Annotated in this window: 15 protein-coding genes; 11 read left to right on the top strand and 4 right to left on the bottom strand. The window is 64.7% G+C overall.

Annotated features, from left to right (window positions below):
• Positions 1–254: 254 nt before the first annotated feature.
• Positions 255–1,919 (top strand): thiamine pyrophosphate-binding protein, encoded by a 1,665-nt coding sequence (locus ACVIW0_RS32850; protein ID WP_461356133.1) that lies wholly within the window; start codon positions 255–257, stop codon positions 1,917–1,919.
• A gap of 226 nt (positions 1,920–2,145) precedes the next feature.
• On the opposite strand, the gene ACVIW0_RS32845 is transcribed toward ACVIW0_RS32850, so the two are convergent.
• Positions 2,146–3,525, bottom strand: coding sequence for an LLM class flavin-dependent oxidoreductase (locus ACVIW0_RS32845; RefSeq protein ID WP_461356132.1), 1,380 nt, complete (start codon positions 3,523–3,525; stop codon positions 2,146–2,148).
• Between the two features lie 244 nt (positions 3,526–3,769).
• Between ACVIW0_RS32845 and ACVIW0_RS32840 the strand changes: the two genes are divergently transcribed.
• From ACVIW0_RS32840 to ACVIW0_RS32795, 10 genes are all read left to right on the top strand, one after another.
• On the top strand, positions 3,770–5,155 hold the full coding sequence (locus ACVIW0_RS32840; protein ID WP_461356131.1) for a M20 family metallopeptidase: 1,386 nt from the start codon (positions 3,770–3,772) through the stop codon (positions 5,153–5,155).
• A 226-nt stretch (positions 5,156–5,381) separates the two neighbouring features.
• Positions 5,382–6,671 (top strand): MFS transporter, encoded by a 1,290-nt coding sequence (locus tag ACVIW0_RS32835; protein ID WP_461356130.1) that lies wholly within the window; start codon positions 5,382–5,384, stop codon positions 6,669–6,671.
• Positions 6,672–6,857: 186 nt separating this feature from the next.
• A complete protein-coding gene (locus ACVIW0_RS32830; protein ID WP_461356129.1) occupies positions 6,858–7,706 on the top strand; it encodes an IclR family transcriptional regulator in 849 nt (282 codons plus the stop codon).
• Positions 7,707–7,880: 174 nt separating this feature from the next.
• Entirely contained in the window at positions 7,881–8,297 is a 417-nt protein-coding gene (locus ACVIW0_RS32825) for a hypothetical protein (RefSeq protein ID WP_461356128.1), read from the top strand.
• Positions 8,294–9,157 (top strand): alpha/beta fold hydrolase, encoded by an 864-nt coding sequence (locus ACVIW0_RS32820; protein WP_461356127.1) that lies wholly within the window; start codon positions 8,294–8,296, stop codon positions 9,155–9,157. Before ACVIW0_RS32825 ends, ACVIW0_RS32820 begins: the two co-directional genes overlap by 4 nt.
• A gap of 30 nt (positions 9,158–9,187) precedes the next feature.
• On the top strand, positions 9,188–10,105 hold the full coding sequence (locus ACVIW0_RS32815) for an amino acid ABC transporter substrate-binding protein (RefSeq protein WP_461356126.1): 918 nt from the start codon (positions 9,188–9,190) through the stop codon (positions 10,103–10,105).
• Between the two features lie 151 nt (positions 10,106–10,256).
• Positions 10,257–10,988: an amino acid ABC transporter permease gene (locus ACVIW0_RS32810; protein WP_461356125.1), complete on the top strand. Its 732-nt coding sequence runs from the start codon at positions 10,257–10,259 to the stop codon at positions 10,986–10,988.
• Between the two features lie 2 nt (positions 10,989–10,990).
• The gene (locus ACVIW0_RS32805) at positions 10,991–11,683 is read left to right on the top strand and encodes an amino acid ABC transporter permease (RefSeq protein ID WP_461356124.1); all 693 of its coding nucleotides are present in this window, start codon (positions 10,991–10,993) and stop codon (positions 11,681–11,683) included.
• A gap of 190 nt (positions 11,684–11,873) precedes the next feature.
• Positions 11,874–12,605 carry an amino acid ABC transporter ATP-binding protein gene (locus ACVIW0_RS32800; protein WP_461356123.1) on the top strand — a complete coding sequence of 244 codons (732 nt, stop codon included), beginning with the start codon at positions 11,874–11,876 and terminating at the stop codon, positions 12,603–12,605.
• A 205-nt stretch (positions 12,606–12,810) separates the two neighbouring features.
• The gene (locus ACVIW0_RS32795; RefSeq protein ID WP_461356122.1) at positions 12,811–13,671 is read left to right on the top strand and encodes a D-amino-acid transaminase; all 861 of its coding nucleotides are present in this window, start codon (positions 12,811–12,813) and stop codon (positions 13,669–13,671) included.
• Between the two features lie 206 nt (positions 13,672–13,877).
• Here the strand turns inward: ACVIW0_RS32795 and ACVIW0_RS32790 are convergent, their stop codons facing one another.
• The 3 genes from ACVIW0_RS32790 to ACVIW0_RS32780 all read right to left on the bottom strand — a co-directional run bounded on the left by ACVIW0_RS32790 (position 13,878) and on the right by ACVIW0_RS32780 (position 17,694).
• Positions 13,878–14,336 (bottom strand): carboxymuconolactone decarboxylase family protein, encoded by a 459-nt coding sequence (locus ACVIW0_RS32790; protein ID WP_461356121.1) that lies wholly within the window; start codon positions 14,334–14,336, stop codon positions 13,878–13,880.
• Positions 14,337–14,443: 107 nt separating this feature from the next.
• Positions 14,444–16,054 (bottom strand): MDR family MFS transporter, encoded by a 1,611-nt coding sequence (locus ACVIW0_RS32785; RefSeq protein WP_461356120.1) that lies wholly within the window; start codon positions 16,052–16,054, stop codon positions 14,444–14,446.
• A 491-nt stretch (positions 16,055–16,545) separates the two neighbouring features.
• The gene (locus ACVIW0_RS32780; RefSeq protein WP_461356119.1) at positions 16,546–17,694 is read right to left on the bottom strand and encodes an HlyD family secretion protein; all 1,149 of its coding nucleotides are present in this window, start codon (positions 17,692–17,694) and stop codon (positions 16,546–16,548) included.
• Positions 17,695–17,739: the final 45 nt, after the last annotated feature.

The raw sequence follows: 17,739 nt of genomic DNA, 5'->3' as shown, positions 1-17,739 counted from the left end.
TAATGCCGATGGCGCAATTAGATGGCTGTTCGCGAAAGGTATTTTCCTGCCAGTCCGTTCCCGCCTGGAACTCGCGGTCATCATGGTATTCGCGTTGCGCATCCAGGCTGGCCCAGCGCCGTGCTGGAGGGGCTTGCCGCGCAGGCGCGCGCGCGGGGAATGCGGCCATGAGTGGCCGCTCGATTGCTCCTCGGATGCAAGTTTGGTCATCTCCCGGTTCCGTCGGCCAACGCGCTGACGGACCTGGAGGGAACATGAAGAACCGCATTACCGGGCGCTCGGCCTTTCTGGCGTTGCTGAAGGATGAAGGTGTCACCCATCTGTTCGGCAATCCCGGCACCACCGAACTGCCGATCATGCACGCGCTGAAGGACCATCCTGAGCTCACCTATGTGATGGCGATGCAGGAGAGCCTGGTGGTCGCGATGGCCGACGGTTTCAGCCGCGCCTCGGGCAAGCTGGTCGCCTGCAACGTCCATGTCGCGCCCGGCCTCGGCAATGCGATGGGCTCGCTCTACAACGCCAGCTTCACCGGCACGCCGCTGATCCTGACCGCGGGGCAGCAGGAGCAGGGCCACGGCCTGACCGAGCCGGTGCTCTATGGTCCGCTGGTGCAGATGGCCACGCCCTTGGTGAAATGGGCCGTCGAGGTGACGCGGCTGGAGGATTTGCCGCGCATCGTGCGCCGCGCCGCCAAGATCGCCACCACGCCGCCGACCGGGCCGGTCTTCATCTCGCTGCCCGGCGACATCCTCAATGCGGAGGCCGGCATCGAGCTCGGCCGCGCCACCCGGGTCGACACCCGCGTCAGGCCGTCGGAAGAGTCGCTGCAGGCGCTGGCCGCGCGGATCCTGAAGGCCGAGCGTCCGGTGATCATCGTCGGCGACGAGATCGTCAAAAGCGACGCGCTGCGCGAGGCCGCCGATCTGGCCGAGACGTTGGGCTGTCCGGCCTGGCAGTCATCGACGCCCTATGGTTCGCATTTCCTCTCCGAAAGCCCGGGCTTCATGGGCGCGATCGCGCGATTGCAGAAGGTCGCCCGCGACGTGCTGGCGCCGCACGATCTGTTGATCGCGCTCGGCGGCGATCCGCTGCGGATGTCGGTCTACAGTGAGGTCGATCCGCTGCCGGACGGGCTCTCGATCGTGCAGGTCGGCCTGGTCGATAGCGATCTCGCCCGCAATTATGGCGCCGAGATCGCTGTGAAAGCCGACGTCAAGGAAACGCTGCGTGCGCTGGTGCCGGCGTTGAAGGAGCAGGGCGGCGGCGCGCTTGAGACGCGCGCAAGGCAAGGCCTCGCGGCGCTTGCAGCGCAGAATTGGACGGCGAAGCGCAAGGCGCTGGTCGAGCAGATCTCGAAGGCCAGTCATACCTCGCCGGTCGATCCTGATTGGTTGGCGCTGCAGGTCGTCGAGGCGATGCCGGACAATGCGATCCTGGTCGACGAGGGCCTCACCTCGTCGCGGCAGATCATCGCGCTGCGCGCGCATCGCGACCGCTACGGCTATCATGCCCTGGCGTCCGGCGGCATCGGCTGGGGCCTGCCGGCGTCGGTCGGCGTCAGCCTTGCCAATCCAGAGCGCCCGGTGGTGTGCTATTCCGGCGATGGCTCGTCGATGTATTCGATCCAGTCGCTGTGGACCGCGGCCAACCACAAACTGCCGCTCAACTTCGTCATCGTCAACAATGGCGGCTACCGCATCATCAAGCAGCGCCTGCTCGCCTTCCATGGCGACGACAATTATGTCGGCATGGATTTCATCGATCCGCCGGTCGATTTCACCGGCGTCGCGCGCTCGCTCGGGCTCGAGGCCATCAAGGTCACCGACCCGCAGGAGCTGAAGGGCGTGATGAAGTCGGCCTTCAGCCGCCCGGGCGCGAAGCTGATCGAGGTGATAGTCAGCAATTCGGTGAATTGAAGGAGCCGCGCACTGACCTTCACCGTCATCCTGAGGTGCGAGCGGAGCGAACCTCGAAGGATGCACGGCCCGGCCGGTGGCCGCCGATCCTTCGTGACGCGCTACGCGCTCCTCAGGATGACCGGATGGCAAGCTTCGTAGGGTGGGCAAAGCGAAGCGTGCCCACCATCGCAGCACGACGCGGATGGTGGGCACGGCGCTGCGCGCCTTTGCCCACCCTACGCACTCACTCCGCCGCAGCCTTCACGCGATACCGGCTCGCCGGATGCGTGTCGTTGAGCTTTCTCCGCCCCTCGCCGAACAGCTTCTCGCGCAGCGTGCCCTTTGCGTATTCTTTCTTGTAGCGGCCGCGCTTGACGAGCTCCGGCACCAGCATATCGGCGATATCCTCGAAATCGCCGGGCGAGATCGCGAACGCGACGTTGAGGCCGTCGACGTCGGTGTCCTCGAACCATTGCTCGATCTTGTCGGCGACCTGCTCCGGCGTGCCGACCACTACGGGACCGGCACCGCCGATGCCGACATGCTCGGCGACCTCGCGCACTGTCCACACGCGGTCGGGATCGGCGCGGGTGACGTTGTCCATCGCGGAGCGGCCGGCGTCGTTCTGCACGTGCCGTACCTCCTGGTCGAGCGAATAGGTCGAGAAGTCGACGCCGGTCCAGCCCGACATCAGCGCTAGCGCGCCCTCATGGCTGATGTGGCTGCGATACTCTGCGTATTTCGCCTTTGCCTCGGCCTCGGTCGGCGCGACCACGACACACATCATCGAGAACATCAGGATCTCGGCCGCGTTGCGGCCCTTTGTGGCGGCGAGCTCGCGGATCGCCGACACCCGCGGGGCGATCACCTTCGCCGACGGGCCCGACATGAACACGCATTCGGCGTGCTCGGCGGCGAACTGCCGGCCGCGCGGCGAGGTGCCGGCCTGGTAGAGCACCGGCGTGCGCTGCGGCGACGGCTCCGACAGATGGATCGCGTTGAGCCGGTAGTTGGCTCCCTCGTGCTGCACGCGATGCACCTTCTTTGGATCCGTGAAGATGCCGCGCGCGACGTCGCGGATCGCGGCGTCGTCTTCCCAGCTGCCTTCCCAGAGCTTGTAGACCAGCTCCATATATTCGTCGGCGAGCTCGTAGCGGTCGTCATGCGCGGTCTGCTTGTCCTTGCCGGCGCCGCGCGCGGCGCTGTCGAGATAGCCGGTCACCACGTTCCAGCCGACCCGGCCGTTGGTCAGATGGTCGAGCGTCGACATCCGCCGCGCGAACGGGTAGGGCGGCTCGAAGGAGAGGTTGCTGGTGACGCCGAAGCCGAGATTTTCGGTCACGGCGGCCATCGCCGGGATCAGCATCAAGGGCTCGTTGGCCGGGGTCTGCGCCGCGTTGCGCAGCGCCGCATCCGGATTGCCGGCATAGACGTCGTAGACGCCGAGCACGTCGGCGAGGAACAGCCCGTCGAACCGGCCGCGCTCCAGCGTCTTCGCCAGATCGATCCAATAGGACAGCTTGTTGTAGTCCTTGGTGCGGTCGCGTGGATGGGTCCATAGCCCCGGCGACTGATGCGCCACGCAGTTCATGGCAAAGGCGTTGAGCCGGATTTGTTTTGTCATTGTCGAAACCTTGGTCGAAACCTTGAGCGCCGCGTCGATTGCTGCCCGGTTGGGCGTCCCGCATCAAATTGGTGCGACTTCCCACGTTTTGGCAAGGCCCCTTCGCGATTCACACCCTTCCGGCGGTGCGCCGATCCCGATAGGTTGCGCCTCTCCAGAAGCATGATCCGGATGCGCGACGCGGCGTTCCGTTGAGTTCATGCCAAGAAATCATCTCAAGACGCGACCGGACGAAGGGACAATCATGGCGACACGGGCCGACGCAATCGCAAACGCGCGAGAGCATTTTCAATCGGGACAGTTTCTCAGGGAGCTCGACCGCCGGGTCGGCTACCAGACCGAGAGCCTGAACGCCGACAAGGCCGATGCGCTGCGCGCCTATCTGGTGGAGAATCTGCAGCCGGCCTTTGCCGAGCTCGATTTCAAAACAAGGCTGATCGAGTCGCCGACCGGCCGCGGGCCCTATCTGATCGCCGACTACCAGGAAGATGCCGCACGGCCGACCGTGCTGACCTATGGCCATGGCGACGTCGTCGACGGCATGGTCGGCGAATGGCGCGACGGGCTCAATCCCTGGCAGATCACGGTCAAGGGCGATCGCATCTATGGCCGCGGCACCGCCGACAACAAAGGCCAGCATTCGATCAACATGGCCGCATTGCGGGCGGTGAAGCAGACGCGCGGCGGCAAGCTAGGCTTCAACGCCAAGTTCATCATCGAGACCGGCGAGGAGATCGGCTCGCCCGATTTGCGCGAGGTCTGCGAGGCACATCGCGAGGAGCTGAAGGCCGACCTCTTCATTGCCTCCGACGGGCCGCGGCTGTCGGCGGAGCGGCCGACCATCTTTCTCGGCTGCCGCGGCGGCAACCGCATCCATCTCGACGTCAATCTGCGCGAGGGCGGCAACCATTCCGGCAATTGGGGTGGCGTGCTCGCCAATCCCGCCACCATCCTGGCGAACGCGATCGCGAGCCTGGTCGACGGCAAGGGCCGCATGAAGCTCGATATCTTGAAGCCGCCGCCGATCTCGAACCGCGTCCGCGCCGCGCTTGCCGACGTCGAGGTCAAGCCGACGGCGGACGAACCTCAGCTCGCGGAGGATTGGGGCGAGGAGGGGCTGACCGCGGCCGAGCGGCTCTATGCCTGGAACACGCTCGAAGTGCTGGCGATGTCGTCGGGCAATATCGACAAGCCCGCCAACGCAATTCCGGGCAAGGCGAGCGCGGTGTTGCAGCTCCGCTTCGTGGTCGGCACGAAGCATCTCGAAGTAATCGATGGGGTGCGCGACTATCTGCACAAGAATGGATTTCCGATGGTCGAGGTCTCGGGCACGCAGCGCTTCGGCGCCTCGCGCACCGATATGGACAGCCCGTGGATCGACTGGGCGGCGAATTCGATCCGCGCCACCACCGGCAAGGCGCCGGCGGTGCTGCCGAACTTCGGCGGCTCGCTGCCGAACGACGTGTTCTCCGAGGGTCTCGGCCTGCCGACGATTTGGGTGCCGCACTCCTATCCGGGTTGCTCGCAGCACGCCCCGGACGAGCACATCCTGCGGCCGGTGACCGAGGAGGCGCTGACCATCATGGCCGGCCTGTTCTGGGATCTCGGCGAGGCAAAGCACAAGGGTTGAAGGGCGTGCATTATCTCCGTCATCCTGAGGAGCGCGCTCCTGCGCGCGTCTCGAAGGATGCACGGCCCGACTGGTGGCCGTCGATCCTTCGAGACGCGGCTGACGCCGCTCCTCAGGATGACGGGAAAACGTGGATGCCCGGGTCATCTTTCGAAGCCGCGCTTCGCACTTAGCCCGGGCATGACGGGCGGGGGAACTGGTGGCCGACGCTGCCAAGGAAATTCAAATGACACTGCCAACTTCGGCCGACGCTCAGCACGCCACTGCGGCCGACAAGAAAAACGTCACCCGCCTGATCGTGGCGACCTCGGTCGGCAATGCGCTCGAGTGGTACGACATCTCGGTCTACGCCTATTTCGCGGTCTACCTCTCCAAGGCATTCTTCCCGGTCAATGATCCGACCACCTCCCTGCTGCTGACCTTCGGCAGTTTCGGCCTGTCGTTCCTGATCCGCCCGATCGGCGGGATCGTGCTCGGCGCCTATGCCGACCGGCACGGCCGCAAGGCTTCGCTGATGCTGTCGATCATGCTGATGACGTTTGGCACGCTGGTGCTGGCGCTGATGCCGACCTTCGAGACCATCGGAGTCCTGGCGCCTGTTGCGGTGATGCTGGCGCGGCTGGTGCAGGGATTCTCAGCCGGCGGCGAGTTCGGCTCCTCGACGGCGTTCCTGGTCGAGCATATGCCGGAGCGGCGCGGCTTCGTCGCGAGCTGGCAGTTCGCAAGCCAGGGCGTCAGCGGCCTGCTCGGCGCCGGCTTCGGCGCGCTGCTGACGTCGGTGATGAACGCGGAGGATCTACAATCCTGGGGCTGGCGGCTGCCGTTCCTGTTCGGCGTGTTGATCGGCCCGGTCGGCATCTACATCCGCAATCATGTCGACGATGCGACCCCGCCGCCGGCGGCCGGGAAGCCGGATTCGCCGGTCAAGGAGGTGCTCGCGCGGCAGAAGCTTGCCACGCTGCTTGCGATCGGCGCGCTCGCGGTGTCGACGGCGGTGAATTATCTGATCGTCTATATGCCGACCTATGTGGTGAAGACGCTGAACCTGCCGCCGACGGTCGGGTTCATGGCGGCGCTGGTCGCGCAGACCGCGGTCGCGCTGCTGGCGCCGATCGCGGGCTACGTCTCCGACAAGATCGGACGCACCGCGCACATGATCCTGTTTGCGCTATTGCTGCTGGTGTCGATCTTCCCGGCCTTCCTGCTGCTCACCGGCAAGCCGACGCCTGTCATCATCCTGCTCGGCGTGCTCTGGCTCGGCGTGCTCAAGTCGCTGTATTACGGGCCGCTGGCCGCGCTGATGTCGGAGCTGTTTCCGCCGGCGACGCGCGCGACCGGGCTCGGTCTCAGCTACAACATCGGCGTCACCTTGTTCGGCGGCATGGGGCCGGCGATCATGACCTGGATGGGCGGCTTTGCGCTGATCGGCGAGCTCGCGCCGGGCTATTATCTCACCGCGGTTTGCATCCTCAGTCTTGGCGCGCTGTTCACGATCCGAAGAAAGCGGCTCGCCTGATTTCGTGAAGCGAAATTCGAATATCTTCGTTGTTGCAAAGCAGCGTTGATGATCGAAATCAAAGTTTCATCTGACGAAAGTATACGGTGTCCGGTGCGCATCATCCGTCCTAGGATGAGGTCCGCCGGGCGCGCCCCTCGTGGTGCCCGGTGCAAGGTTTGAAATCGAGGCAAGGAAGGCCAGGGCATGAACGCCTCCACGACTGCGACCGCGCGGACCAGCCGCAAGAGGCCATCACCGGAGCCGGGCCAACCCGACAAGTTCAACGCGATCCAGAAAGTCTGCGCGATCCTGCGCGTGCTGGCGCAGCGCTCGCCGCTACGGCTGACCGACATCGCCGACACCACCTCGCTGAACAAGGCGACCGCGCTGCGCATTCTCAATTCGCTGATCGAGGAGGGATTTGTCTCCCGGGTCGCCGGCGCCAAGACCTACGAGCTAGGCCAGGAGGCGCGGGTGATGGCGGTCGGCGCGCGCCGCTCGGTCGACATCGCCGAGCTGGCGCAGCCGAGTCTGCTGCGGCTGTCGGAACGTTCGGCCGATACCGCGCTGTTGTCGGTACGATCAGGCGTGGAGGCGCTTTATCTGGCGCGCTCGGTCGGCAACCATCCGCTGCAACCGAACTATCTGCAGATCGGCAGCCGCCGTCCGCTCGGCGTCGGCGCCGGCGCGCTGGCGCTGCTGGCCTGGCTGCCGGATGCCGAGATCGAGGCCGTGATCGAGGTGATCGTGCCGCGGCTGGCGAAATCGCCGCGCATCACGCCAAAATTCCTGCGCGAGCGAATCGCCGTGGCGCGCAAGGCCGGCCACACCGTGCTGCTCGACGCCGCCTTCCCCGGCATGGGCGGCGTCGGCGTACCCGTTCGCGACGATGCCGGCGAGGTGGTCGCCGCGCTCTCGATCGGCGCCGCGACCGACCGCATCCGCCGCCGCGAAGCCGAGCTCGCCGACATGCTGAAGAAGGAAGCCCAGGTGCTGGCCCGCGCGATGGCCCAGGCGCCGAAGCCCGGGCGCAATCTCAAGGCTGCGGGCTGACGGGTTTGGCAGCCTCTCGCAACGGCCTCAAAGCGCTCCGCCCTGCGCGCACTTTCCGCAAGGCCGCGGTTAATCAAGCGATTAATCCGAGGAACCCAAGTCGCTCAGCGCCTTGCGAGAACGCCCGGTTGTCGTCATCATGCCAACACTCGCCGAGGAAACCTGCCCAACACGATGACGCTCTCGCCCGACCCCACCGACGACGCTGTGAAGACGGCGTTTGCCGGCCTTCCCGCATTGCTCGACCAGGCTCCCTCGCTGCTTGCGCGCGGGCGGCTGCTCGATTGCGACTGCCTGATCGGGCCGATGGCACGGCCGTTTCATGCCGCGATCCGGGCCGGGCGCATCGTCGAGCTCAAGCCCGCGCCGGTCCTGATGCGCTCGTGGCGCTTTTCCTATCGCGCCACACCGCAGGCCTGGACCGCCTATTGGCAGGCCGAGCCGAAGCCCGGCTGGCATGATCTGCTGGCGTTGACCAAGCGCGGCGAGGCGGTGCTGGAAGGAGATCTCTATCCCTTCATGGTGCATCTGCAATACTTCAAGGACCTGCTGGCGCTGCCGCGGCAGCATTTCGCGGCGGCCGCAACATGAGTGGCACCATCATGAACGGCTACATCGAGCCGACGGTCGGCCGCTACGTTCACGTCGAGATCGGCGGCGAGCTGCACCGGATCTATTTCGAGGAGAACGGCCGGGGCATTCCGCTGGTCTGCCTGCACACCGCGGGATCGGATGCGCGGCAGTGGCGACATCTGCTCGCTGACGCGCAATTTGCCGAAAATTTCCGCATCATTGCCTTCGATATGCCCTGGCATGGCAGGTCGAATCCGCCGAAGAGCTGGACCGGCGATGAATATCAACTCACCACTGCGCGCTACACTGAGACCATCCGCGCCTTCTGCCGTGCGCTTGCCCTGGAGAAGCCGGTCGTGATGGGCTGCTCGATCGGCGGCCGCATCGTCCTCAACCTTGCGATCGAACATGCCGCCGAATTCCGTGCGCTGATCGGGCTCGAGGCTGCCGACTTCCAGGCGCCGTGGTACGATACCGACTGGTTGAACCGTCCGGACATTCACGGCGGCGAAGTCTGCGCCGCGCTGGTGTCGGGGCTGATTGCGCCGCAGAGCCCGGAGGGCGCGCGGATGGAAACGCTGTGGGCCTACAAGCAGGGCGGCCCCGGCGTGTTCAAGGGCGACCTGTATTTCTACCGTGTCGACGGCGACCTGCGCGGCCGGGTCGCGTCAATCGATACTAAAGTATGCAACCTCTATCTCCTCACGGGCGAGTATGATTTCTCCTGCACGCCCGAGGACACGAGGCGGACCGCAGCGGCAATAGGGGGCGCCAGCGTCACGATCATGGAGAAGCTCGGTCATTTTCCGATGAGCGAGAATCCGGAGCAGTTTCGCCGCTACATCGCACCCGTCCTCGCCGACATTCTCATGCACTAGATCGACCGTTTTCCACGAAGGAGTAGACGTATGACATCCAAATATCTCATCGGCTTCGCGCTCGCCGCCGCGCTCGGCGCGAGCCAGGCGCAGGCCCAGGAGCTGACCGGCACGCTGAAGAACATCAAGGACACCGGCGCGATCACGCTCGGCTACCGTGATTCCTCGATCCCGTTCTCCTATCTCGACGACAACCAGAAGCCGATCGGTTACGCGATGGACATCTGCTACAAGATCGTCGATGCGATCAAGAAGGAGCTCAAGCTCGACAAGCTCGAGGTCAAGCTCAACCCGGTCACCTCGGCGACGCGCATCCCGCTGATGGCCAACGGCACCGTCGACCTCGAATGCGGCTCGACCACCAACAATGCCGAGCGCCAGAAGCAGGTCTCCTTCACCAACTCGCACTTCCTGACCGCGAGCCGGTACGTCACCAAGAAGGCGAGCAAGATCAATTCGATCGATGACCTGAAGGGCAAGACGGTGGTCTCGACCGCCGGCACCACCAACATCAAGCAGCTCACCGAGGCCAACCTCGCGCGGGGCTTAAGCGTCAACATCATCCCGGCCAAGGATCATGCCGAGGCCTTCCTGATGGTCGAGACCGATCGTGCGGTCGCCTTCGTGATGGACGACATCCTGCTCGCGAGCCTCGTCGCCGGCTCGAAGTCGCCGGATGACTACGTCATCTCCAAGGATGCGTTCTCCAAGCCCGAGCCCTACGGCATCATGCTGCGCAAGGACGACGCGCCGTTCAAGAAGGTCGTCGACGCTGCCACCGCCGCGCTCTACACCAGTGGCGAGGGCCAGAAGATCTATGACAAGTGGTTCACCCAGAAGATCCCGCCGAAGGGCCTCAATCTCAACTCGCCGGCTGGACCGGAGATGAAGAAGCAGTTTGCGAAGCCGTCGGATTCGCCTGATCCGGATGCCTATCTGGTGAACTGATTGCACGGCCGAGTTTGACCCGCCGCCCTCGGCGGCGGGTCCCGAAACTAAGTATGTCCGGTCATTTTGGAGGAAAATGGCCGGACATTTGCATAGACGCCGCGCGTCAAGTCGGCGTAATGCGTGACCGGCGCGGCCGCGTGGGGGACCCGTGAACTACAATTGGAACTGGCACATCTTTCTCGAGCCGAACCCGATGGGGACCGGCACCTATCTCGACCTCCTGCTGTCGGGACTGGTGGTCACCGTCAAGGTGTCGGTGCTCGCCTGGATCATCGCGCTGGTGACCGGCTCGGTGATCGGCGTGCTGCGCACGCTGCCGTCGAAGACGGCATCGTGGATCGGCTTCGCTTACGTCGAGTTCTTCCGCAACATGCCGCTCTTGGTGCAGCTGTTCCTCTGGTTCTTCGTGCTGCCCGAGCTGCTGCCGAGGTCCGCCGGGCTGTGGCTGAAGCAGCTGCCGAACGCGCCGTTCTGGACCGCTGCGATCGGCGTCGGCCTGTTCATGTCGGCGCGCGTCGCCGTGCAATTGCAGGCCGGCATCACCTCGCTGCCGCGCGGGCAGAAACAGGCCTCGACCGCGCTTGGCCTCACCACGGTACAGACCTATCGCTACGTGCTGCTGCCGATGGCATTCCGCATCATCCTGCCGCCGCTGACCTCCGAATTCCTCAACACCATCAAGAACAGCGCCGTCGCGATCACCATCGGCCTGATCGAATTGACCGGCCAGGCGCGCTCGATGCAGGAGTTCTCGTTTCAGGTGTTCGAGGCATTCACCGCGGCGACCGTGCTCTATCTTCTCCTCAACTTCGTCGTGGTGACCGCGATGCGCTTCCTCGAGCGCTATGTCGCGATCCCCGGCTACATCACGGGCAAATGACGATGATCGGCAGTTTCGATTTCGACGTCGTCCGCCGCGCGCTGCCCTATCTGTTCCTCGAGGGCATGCGCTTCACGCTGACCCTGACGGCGCTCGCTGCGTTCGGCGGCCTGGTGTTCGGCACCCTGATCGCCCTGATGCGATTGTCGAGCTACAAATGGCTCGGGCGCATCGCAGGCTTCTATGTCGACTTCATCCGCTCGCTGCCGCTGGTGCTGGTGATCTTCTGGTTCTACTTCCTGGTGCCTTACATCGGGCAGTGGCTGACCGGCGCGTCGCGACCGATCACGGTCGGCGCCTTCGCCTCCTCGCTGATCACCTTCATCGCGTTCGAGGCGGCTTATTTCTCCGAGATCATGCGCGCCGGCATCCAGTCGATCTCGAAGGGCCAGCCGGCCGCGGCCAGCGCGCTCGGCCTGACCTACGCGCAGTCGATGCGCTACGTCGTGCTGCCGCAGGCGTTCCGCAACATGCTGCCGGTGCTGCTGACGCAGACCATCGTGCTGTTCCAGGACACCTCGCTGGTCTACGTGCTGTCGATCCCGGATTTCCTCGGCGCCGCCAGCAAGGTCGCGCAGCGCGACGGCCGTCTAGTAGAAATGTACCTGTTCGCCGCGCTGGTCTACTTCGTCATTTCCTGTGTCGCATCCTTTGGCGTCCGCCGCCTGCAGGCGCGCATCGCCATCGTCAGGTAGATGCTCATGCGACGGATTGTTCAGGGCACGAACCCCTTCACCTCTCCCATCGGGAGAGGTCGGATCGCGTCAGCGATCCAGGTGAGGGGTTTTGCTCCATCGATAGACCGCAACCCCTCACCCGGCGCTGCGCGCCGACCTCTCCCAATGGGAGGGTGGAAGCGCGCTCGCCGCAACGCCTGAGTTAAACATGATCGAGATCAATCACGTCAATAAATGGTACGGGCCGGCCTTCCAGGTGCTGAAGGACTGCACCACCAGCGTCGCCAAGGGCGAGGTGGTGGTGGTCTGCGGCCCGTCCGGCTCGGGCAAGTCGACCCTGATCAAATGCGTCAACGCACTGGAGCCGATCCAGGGCGGCGACATCACGCTCGACGGCGTCAAGGTCAACGATCCCAAGACCGACCTACCGAAGCTGCGCTCGCGCGTCGGCATGGTGTTCCAGCACTTCGAGCTGTTCCCGCATCTGCGCATCATCGACAACCTTCGCCTCGCGCAGGAGAAGGTCTTGGGCCGCAAGCATGACGATGCGACGGCCAAGGGCATGAAGCTCCTGGAGCGCGTCGGGCTGAAGGATCACGCGAAGAAGTTTCCCGCCGAACTGTCCGGCGGTCAGCAGCAGCGCGTCGCGATCGCCCGCGCGCTGGCGATGGACCCGATTGCGATGCTGTTCGACGAGCCGACCTCGGCGCTCGATCCCGAGATGATCAGCGAGGTGCTCGACGTCATGGTCGACCTCGCCCGCGAGGGCATGACCATGATGGTGGTGACCCACGAAATGGGCTTTGCCAACAAGGTCGCTGACCGCGTCATCTTCATGGACCGCGGCGAGATCGTCGAGGACGCCAAGAAGGCCGACTTCTTCGGCACGCCGCGCAGCGACCGCGCGCAGAAGTTCTTGTCGAAGATCCTGCAGCATTAGGGGCGTTGTTCTCCACTCCGTCATTCCGGGGCGCGCCGCTTGGCGCGAGCCCGGAATCCATTTCACCGCGGTAATGCGGCCCAATGGATTCCGGGCTCGATGCTTCGCATCGCCCCGGAATGACGGTGCGGAGAGGGTTTATCCCCGCTGACAATTTGCGTATACGAAAGCCCAGAACTTCCCCTTCGTCCGCAGGAGAACTCGCGTGGAAAAGATCGCTTACGTCAACGGCTCGTACGTGCCGCATTCCGAGGCCAAGGTCTCGGTGTTCGACCGCGGTTTCCTGTTCGCCGACGGCATCTATGAGGTGGCGGCGGTGCTCGAGGGCAAGCTGATCGACAACGCCTCGCATCTGGCGCGGCTGAAGCGTTCGGTCGGCGAGATCCAGCTGGCGCTGCCGGAGACGCTGGAGCGGATCGAGGAGATCCAGAAGGAACTGGTCAAGCGCAACAACCTCGTCAACGGCATGGTCTATCTCGAGGTCACCCGCGGCGCCGACAAGGGACGCGATTTCGCGTTCCCGACGGCCGACGTCAAGGCGACGCTTGTCATGTTCACCTCGGAAAAGGACATCATCAACGCGCCCTCGGCCAAGACCGGCATCAAGGTCATCACGGTGCCCGACATCCGCTGGGAACGGCGCGACATCAAGAGCGTGGCGCTTTTGGCGCAGGTGCTCGCCAAGCAGGCCGCGGCCGCGGCCGGCGCCGGCGAAGCCTGGATGATCGAGGACGGCAAGATAACCGAGGGCGGCTCGTCCTCGTCCTTCATCGTCACCCAGGACGACGTCATCGTGACGCGGCAGAACGGCAACGAGATCCTGCCCGGCTGCACCCGCAAGGCGGTGGTCAAGCTCGCCGAGGAGCGCCAGCTGCGCATCGAGGAGCGCGCCTTCACGGTCGCGGAAGCGCTCGCCGCCAAGGAAGCCTTCATCACCAGCGCCTCGGTGTTCGTGCAGGGCGTGGTCGCAATCGATGGCAAGGCAGTCGGCAGCGGCAAGGTCGGCCCGGTCACCGATCGCCTGCGCGAGATCTATGTCGAGTTCGCGAGGGCGACAGCGGTTTGAGCTAGTTTTGGTGCGAAAGGTAGACCCGTCATCCTGACGTGCGAGCGGAGCGAGCCTCGAAGGATGCACGGCCACAGCCGGGCCGTCGACCCTTCGAGACGCGCGGAGCCTGTCATCGGGCCGCGCTTTGCGCGGACCCGGTGGCGCTCCTCAGGGTGACGGTGATAGACTGCGCGCGACACTGAATTTCCTGCGCAGGCCGTCGCTCACGCCGCCACTTTCACCTTCACCGGATGCACCGCGCGGAAGCCGATGGCGATCCGGTTCCAGGCGTTGATGGCGCCGATCAGTGTGGTCAGGTTGACCAGCTCGCTGTCCGAGAACTGGGCGCGTACCGCCTCGTAATCGGCGTCGGGCGCATGCGTTTCTGCAACCAGCGTCGGCGCTTCGGTCCAGGCCAGCGCCGCGCGCTCGCGCTCCGAGTAGAGCGGCGACTCGCGCCAGGCGTTGAGCAAATAGAGCCGCTGCTCGGTCTCGCCGTGCTTGCGGGCGTCGTCGGTATGCATGTTGATGCAGTAGGCGCAGCCGTTGATCTGCGAGGCGCGGGTCTTGACCAGCTCGATCAGCGATTGCTCGAGGCCGCTCGCGGTGATCTGGCTTTCCACCGCAACCAGCGCTTTGATGGTTTCGGGGGCGGCCTGGTAGAAGTTCATCCGGGGCTTCATGGTCGTTCTCCTTGGTTGAGCTTGGGATTGCTAAAGCGCGACGATATTGGGCTGTTGTTTGAGCATGATCTCTTCGGAAAACCGCTTCGCACTTTTCCGGATCATGCTCAGTGTACGCCACCGCCGCCAGCGAGCTGGCCCGGCTTCTTCAGGAACAGGGTCGCGACCAGCGCGATGAGCAGCGCCACACCGAGCAGATAGAAGGTGTCGCTGAAGGCCAGGATGTAGGCCTGCTTCTGCACGACATTGCCGACCGCGGCGATCGCGCGGTGGGCAGCGGCGGCCTGGTCGGCGACGCCATGGTTCATGAAATACTGCGTCATCTGCGCAATCCGGGTGCGGGTTGCTTCCTCCAGCAGCGAGACCGACTGCATCAGCACGTTGGAATGATACTGCTCGCGCTTGGTCAGCAATGTCTGCAGCGCGGCAATGCCGATCGCGCCGCCGAGGTTGCGCATCATGTTGAACAGTGCTGAGGCCGATCCGGCATTCTCTGCCTCAATCCCGGCCGTCGCAACCGCCGACAACGGGGCAAAGGCGAGCGCCTGTCCGACAGCACGGACGACGTTGGGCCACAGCAGTTGATCGGCGGCATAGTCGTTGGTCATGTAGATGTTCATGAAGTTGGAGCCGGCGAACAGCGCAAATCCAACGCCGATCACGAGGCGGGGGTCGAAGCGCTGCATCAGCTTCGGCACCAGCGGGATCAGCACGAGCTGCGGCAGGCCGGTCCATGCCAGCACCATGCCGATCTGCTCGGCATTGTAACCCTGGATGCGCGACAGGTACTGCGGCAGTATGAACACCGAGCCGTACAGCGCGATGCCCATCAGGAAGTTGGCCAGCATGCCGAAGCCGAAATTGCGGCGGGCGAGCAGGCGCAGATTGAGCAGCGGCTTCTCGACGGTGAATTCGACGATCAGGAAGGCTGTCAGCGCAACCGCTGCGATGACCGACAGGCGGACGATAAAGGGCGAGCCGAACCAGTCGTCCTTGTTGCCCTCTTCCAACACGGTCTGCAGCGCGGCCAGCCCGATCGCCATGGTGATGATGCCGAGCCAGTCGCCCTGGCGGATCAGCGACAGCTTCATCGGGCTCGAATCGAGCGAGACATACAGCATTGCGATCATCACGGCGCCGGGCACCAGGTTGACATAGAAGATGTACTGCCAGCCCCAGTTCTCGGTGAGGTACCCACCAATCGTCGGGCCGATCGCCGGCGCGAAAGTCGCCGACAGCGCGAACAGCGCCAGCCCGATCGGCTGCTTGGCCTTTGGCAGCAGCGTGATGATCAGCGTGAACGCCATCGGGATCAGGACGCCGCCGGTAAAGCCCTGCACCGCGCGCAGCGCGATCATCTGCGGCAGGTCCTGCGCCAGCGCGCAGGCCGCCGAGAACACCAGGAACAGGAATGCATTGGTGAGCAGATAGAGGCGCACCGAGAACACCCGCGCGAGCCAGCCGGAGAGCGGGATCACCACGATCTCGGCGATCAGATAGGAGGTCGAAATCCAACCGCCGTCATCAATGCCCGCGCCGATGCCGCCTTGAATGTCGGCGAGCGAGGCGTTGACGATCTGGATGTTGAGCACCGCCATGAACGCGCCGAGCGTGGCGCCGATCACTGCGATCCAGGTCCGGGTCGAGACGGCGGGCGCGGTGGGCGCTGTGGGCGTGGTAAGATCGGCGGCGTTGGCGGTAGGCTGGAGCGCGGTCATCGGGATCGTCCTGACTTACCTGCACAACATGTATTAGACGGCTGGCTTCGATAATCCGGGAAACACTGGAAGCATTGTCCGGCAGTGATTGATAATCGACATTGCCGCCGCGCTGCTGCGACTGCACCGCAGTCAACGCACGTTGCATTTGGTCTTCGTTGTGTCGATGAGTGAGGTGAGCATTTCTCTCAGGCTCCCTCTCCCCTTGCGGGAGAGGGTGGGGAGAGGGGTGGCCCCGGCGCCGACGTCGGAGATTTACGCGAGCCGTTTCAATCCTGCCGTTCGCGTCACTCTCGGCAGTGCGTCGTCGCAGACCAACGAAGTTCAGCGCAAGGTCGCCCCTCTCCCCAACCCTCCCCCGCAAGGGGGGAGGGAGCCCTACCGCCGGTGTGCGCGGCACGAAGAGGAGAGCGGAGAGCCGTACAGCAAAAACGCGATCGACCACCGATGTGGTGATCGATCGCGTCAAGCCAGCTAAAGAAGTGTTTGGCCTAGCCGCCGTGCGGCCGCGTCGCCGACGCCAGCCGCCGCTTCTCGTCGCGTTCGGCCAGCACCGTCGCCTTGGTGTTGACGGTCGGGATCGCCGACATGCCCGGCCGCAGCAGGCCGGTCAGGCTGTGGTCGTCGAGCACGATCTTCACTGGCACGCGCTGCACGATCTTGGTGAAGTTGCCGGTGGCGTTGTCGGGCGGCAGCAGCGCGAATTCGAGGCCGCTGGCCGGTGACAGGCTGTCGACATGGCCCTTCAAGGTGGTGCCGTGGAAACTGTCGACGGTGAGCTCGACCGGCTGGCCATTCCGCACATGGGTCAGCTGCGTCTCCTTGAAATTGGCGACCACATAAACCGCATCGAGTGGCACCACCGCCATCAGCTGGGTGCCGGCCTGTACATATTGCCCAACGCGCAGCGTGCGGGCGCCGACCGTGCCGTCGACCGGCGCGGTGATCCGCGTGTAGGACAGGTTCAGCTCGGCCTGCTGCTCGACCGCGCGGGCGCGGTCGACCTGCGCCGCGGCCTGGGCGCGCTGCGTGGTTAGCACGTCGACCTTGCGCTGCGCCGCCGACAGCGCCGATTTGGCGTGCTGCAATTGCGCGGTGTTGGCGCGCAGCGCCGCGTCGGTCTGTTGCGCACGTTGAATGGTGCCGGAGCCGGACTTCATCAGCCCGTCGTAGCGGCTCTGCTCCTCCTGGGCGAATTTCAGATTAGCTTCGGCAGCTTCGACATCGGCCGTGCTCTGGTCGATGATCGGCTGTTGCAACTCGAGCTGGGCATCGAGGTTGCGTACCGAGGCTCTAGCGGCGTCGACATCGGCCTTGGCCTGGCCGAGCGCGGTGCGGTAATCGCGGTCGTCGATCTCGGCCAGCAGCTGGCCGGCCTTCACGGGCTGGTTGTCGGTGACCAGCACCTTGGCGATGTAGCCCGACACCTTCGGCGCGATGATCGTGGAGTCCGCCTTCACATAGGCGTCGTCGGTCGATTCGAGGTATCGGCCGGTGGTGAAGTAGTCGTAGCCAAAGTCGCCGGCGATGGCGACGCCGACCAGCGCGGCGAGCCCGAGGGCTGCCCGCTTGATCGTCGCCCGCGATGGGCGCAGGCCGATTTTAGCCGATTCGTCAGGGACATAGGTTGTGGTCGACATGGCATCCTCCGGGTCGAACATTTGCGTCCTTCCAGAAAGGGCGCC

This window comes from Bradyrhizobium sp. USDA 4454, assembly GCF_054822705.1.
The sequence above is the reverse complement of the archived record's forward strand: the minus strand, read 5'-3'. Positions and strand labels throughout refer to the sequence as shown.

Bases quoted from the DNA above. Each gene is read 5' to 3' on its own strand.
- ACVIW0_RS32850 (WP_461356133.1), top strand. From the start codon at position 255: ATGAAGAACCGCATTACCGGGCGCTCGGCCTTTCTGGCGTTGCTGAAG.
- ACVIW0_RS32845 (WP_461356132.1), bottom strand. From the start codon at position 3,525: ATGACAAAACAAATCCGGCTCAACGCCTTTGCCATGAACTGCGTGGCG.
- ACVIW0_RS32840 (WP_461356131.1), top strand. From the start codon at position 3,770: ATGGCGACACGGGCCGACGCAATCGCAAACGCGCGAGAGCATTTTCAA.
- ACVIW0_RS32835 (WP_461356130.1), top strand. From the start codon at position 5,382: ATGACACTGCCAACTTCGGCCGACGCTCAGCACGCCACTGCGGCCGAC.
- ACVIW0_RS32830 (WP_461356129.1), top strand. From the start codon at position 6,858: ATGAACGCCTCCACGACTGCGACCGCGCGGACCAGCCGCAAGAGGCCA.
- ACVIW0_RS32825 (WP_461356128.1), top strand. From the start codon at position 7,881: ATGACGCTCTCGCCCGACCCCACCGACGACGCTGTGAAGACGGCGTTT.
- ACVIW0_RS32820 (WP_461356127.1), top strand. From the start codon at position 8,294: ATGAGTGGCACCATCATGAACGGCTACATCGAGCCGACGGTCGGCCGC.
- ACVIW0_RS32815 (WP_461356126.1), top strand. From the start codon at position 9,188: ATGACATCCAAATATCTCATCGGCTTCGCGCTCGCCGCCGCGCTCGGC.
- ACVIW0_RS32805 (WP_461356124.1), top strand. From the start codon at position 10,991: ATGATCGGCAGTTTCGATTTCGACGTCGTCCGCCGCGCGCTGCCCTAT.
- ACVIW0_RS32800 (WP_461356123.1), top strand. From the start codon at position 11,874: ATGATCGAGATCAATCACGTCAATAAATGGTACGGGCCGGCCTTCCAG.
- ACVIW0_RS32790 (WP_461356121.1), bottom strand. From the start codon at position 14,336: ATGAAGCCCCGGATGAACTTCTACCAGGCCGCCCCCGAAACCATCAAA.
- ACVIW0_RS32785 (WP_461356120.1), bottom strand. From the start codon at position 16,054: ATGACCGCGCTCCAGCCTACCGCCAACGCCGCCGATCTTACCACGCCC.
- ACVIW0_RS32780 (WP_461356119.1), bottom strand. From the start codon at position 17,694: ATGTCGACCACAACCTATGTCCCTGACGAATCGGCTAAAATCGGCCTG.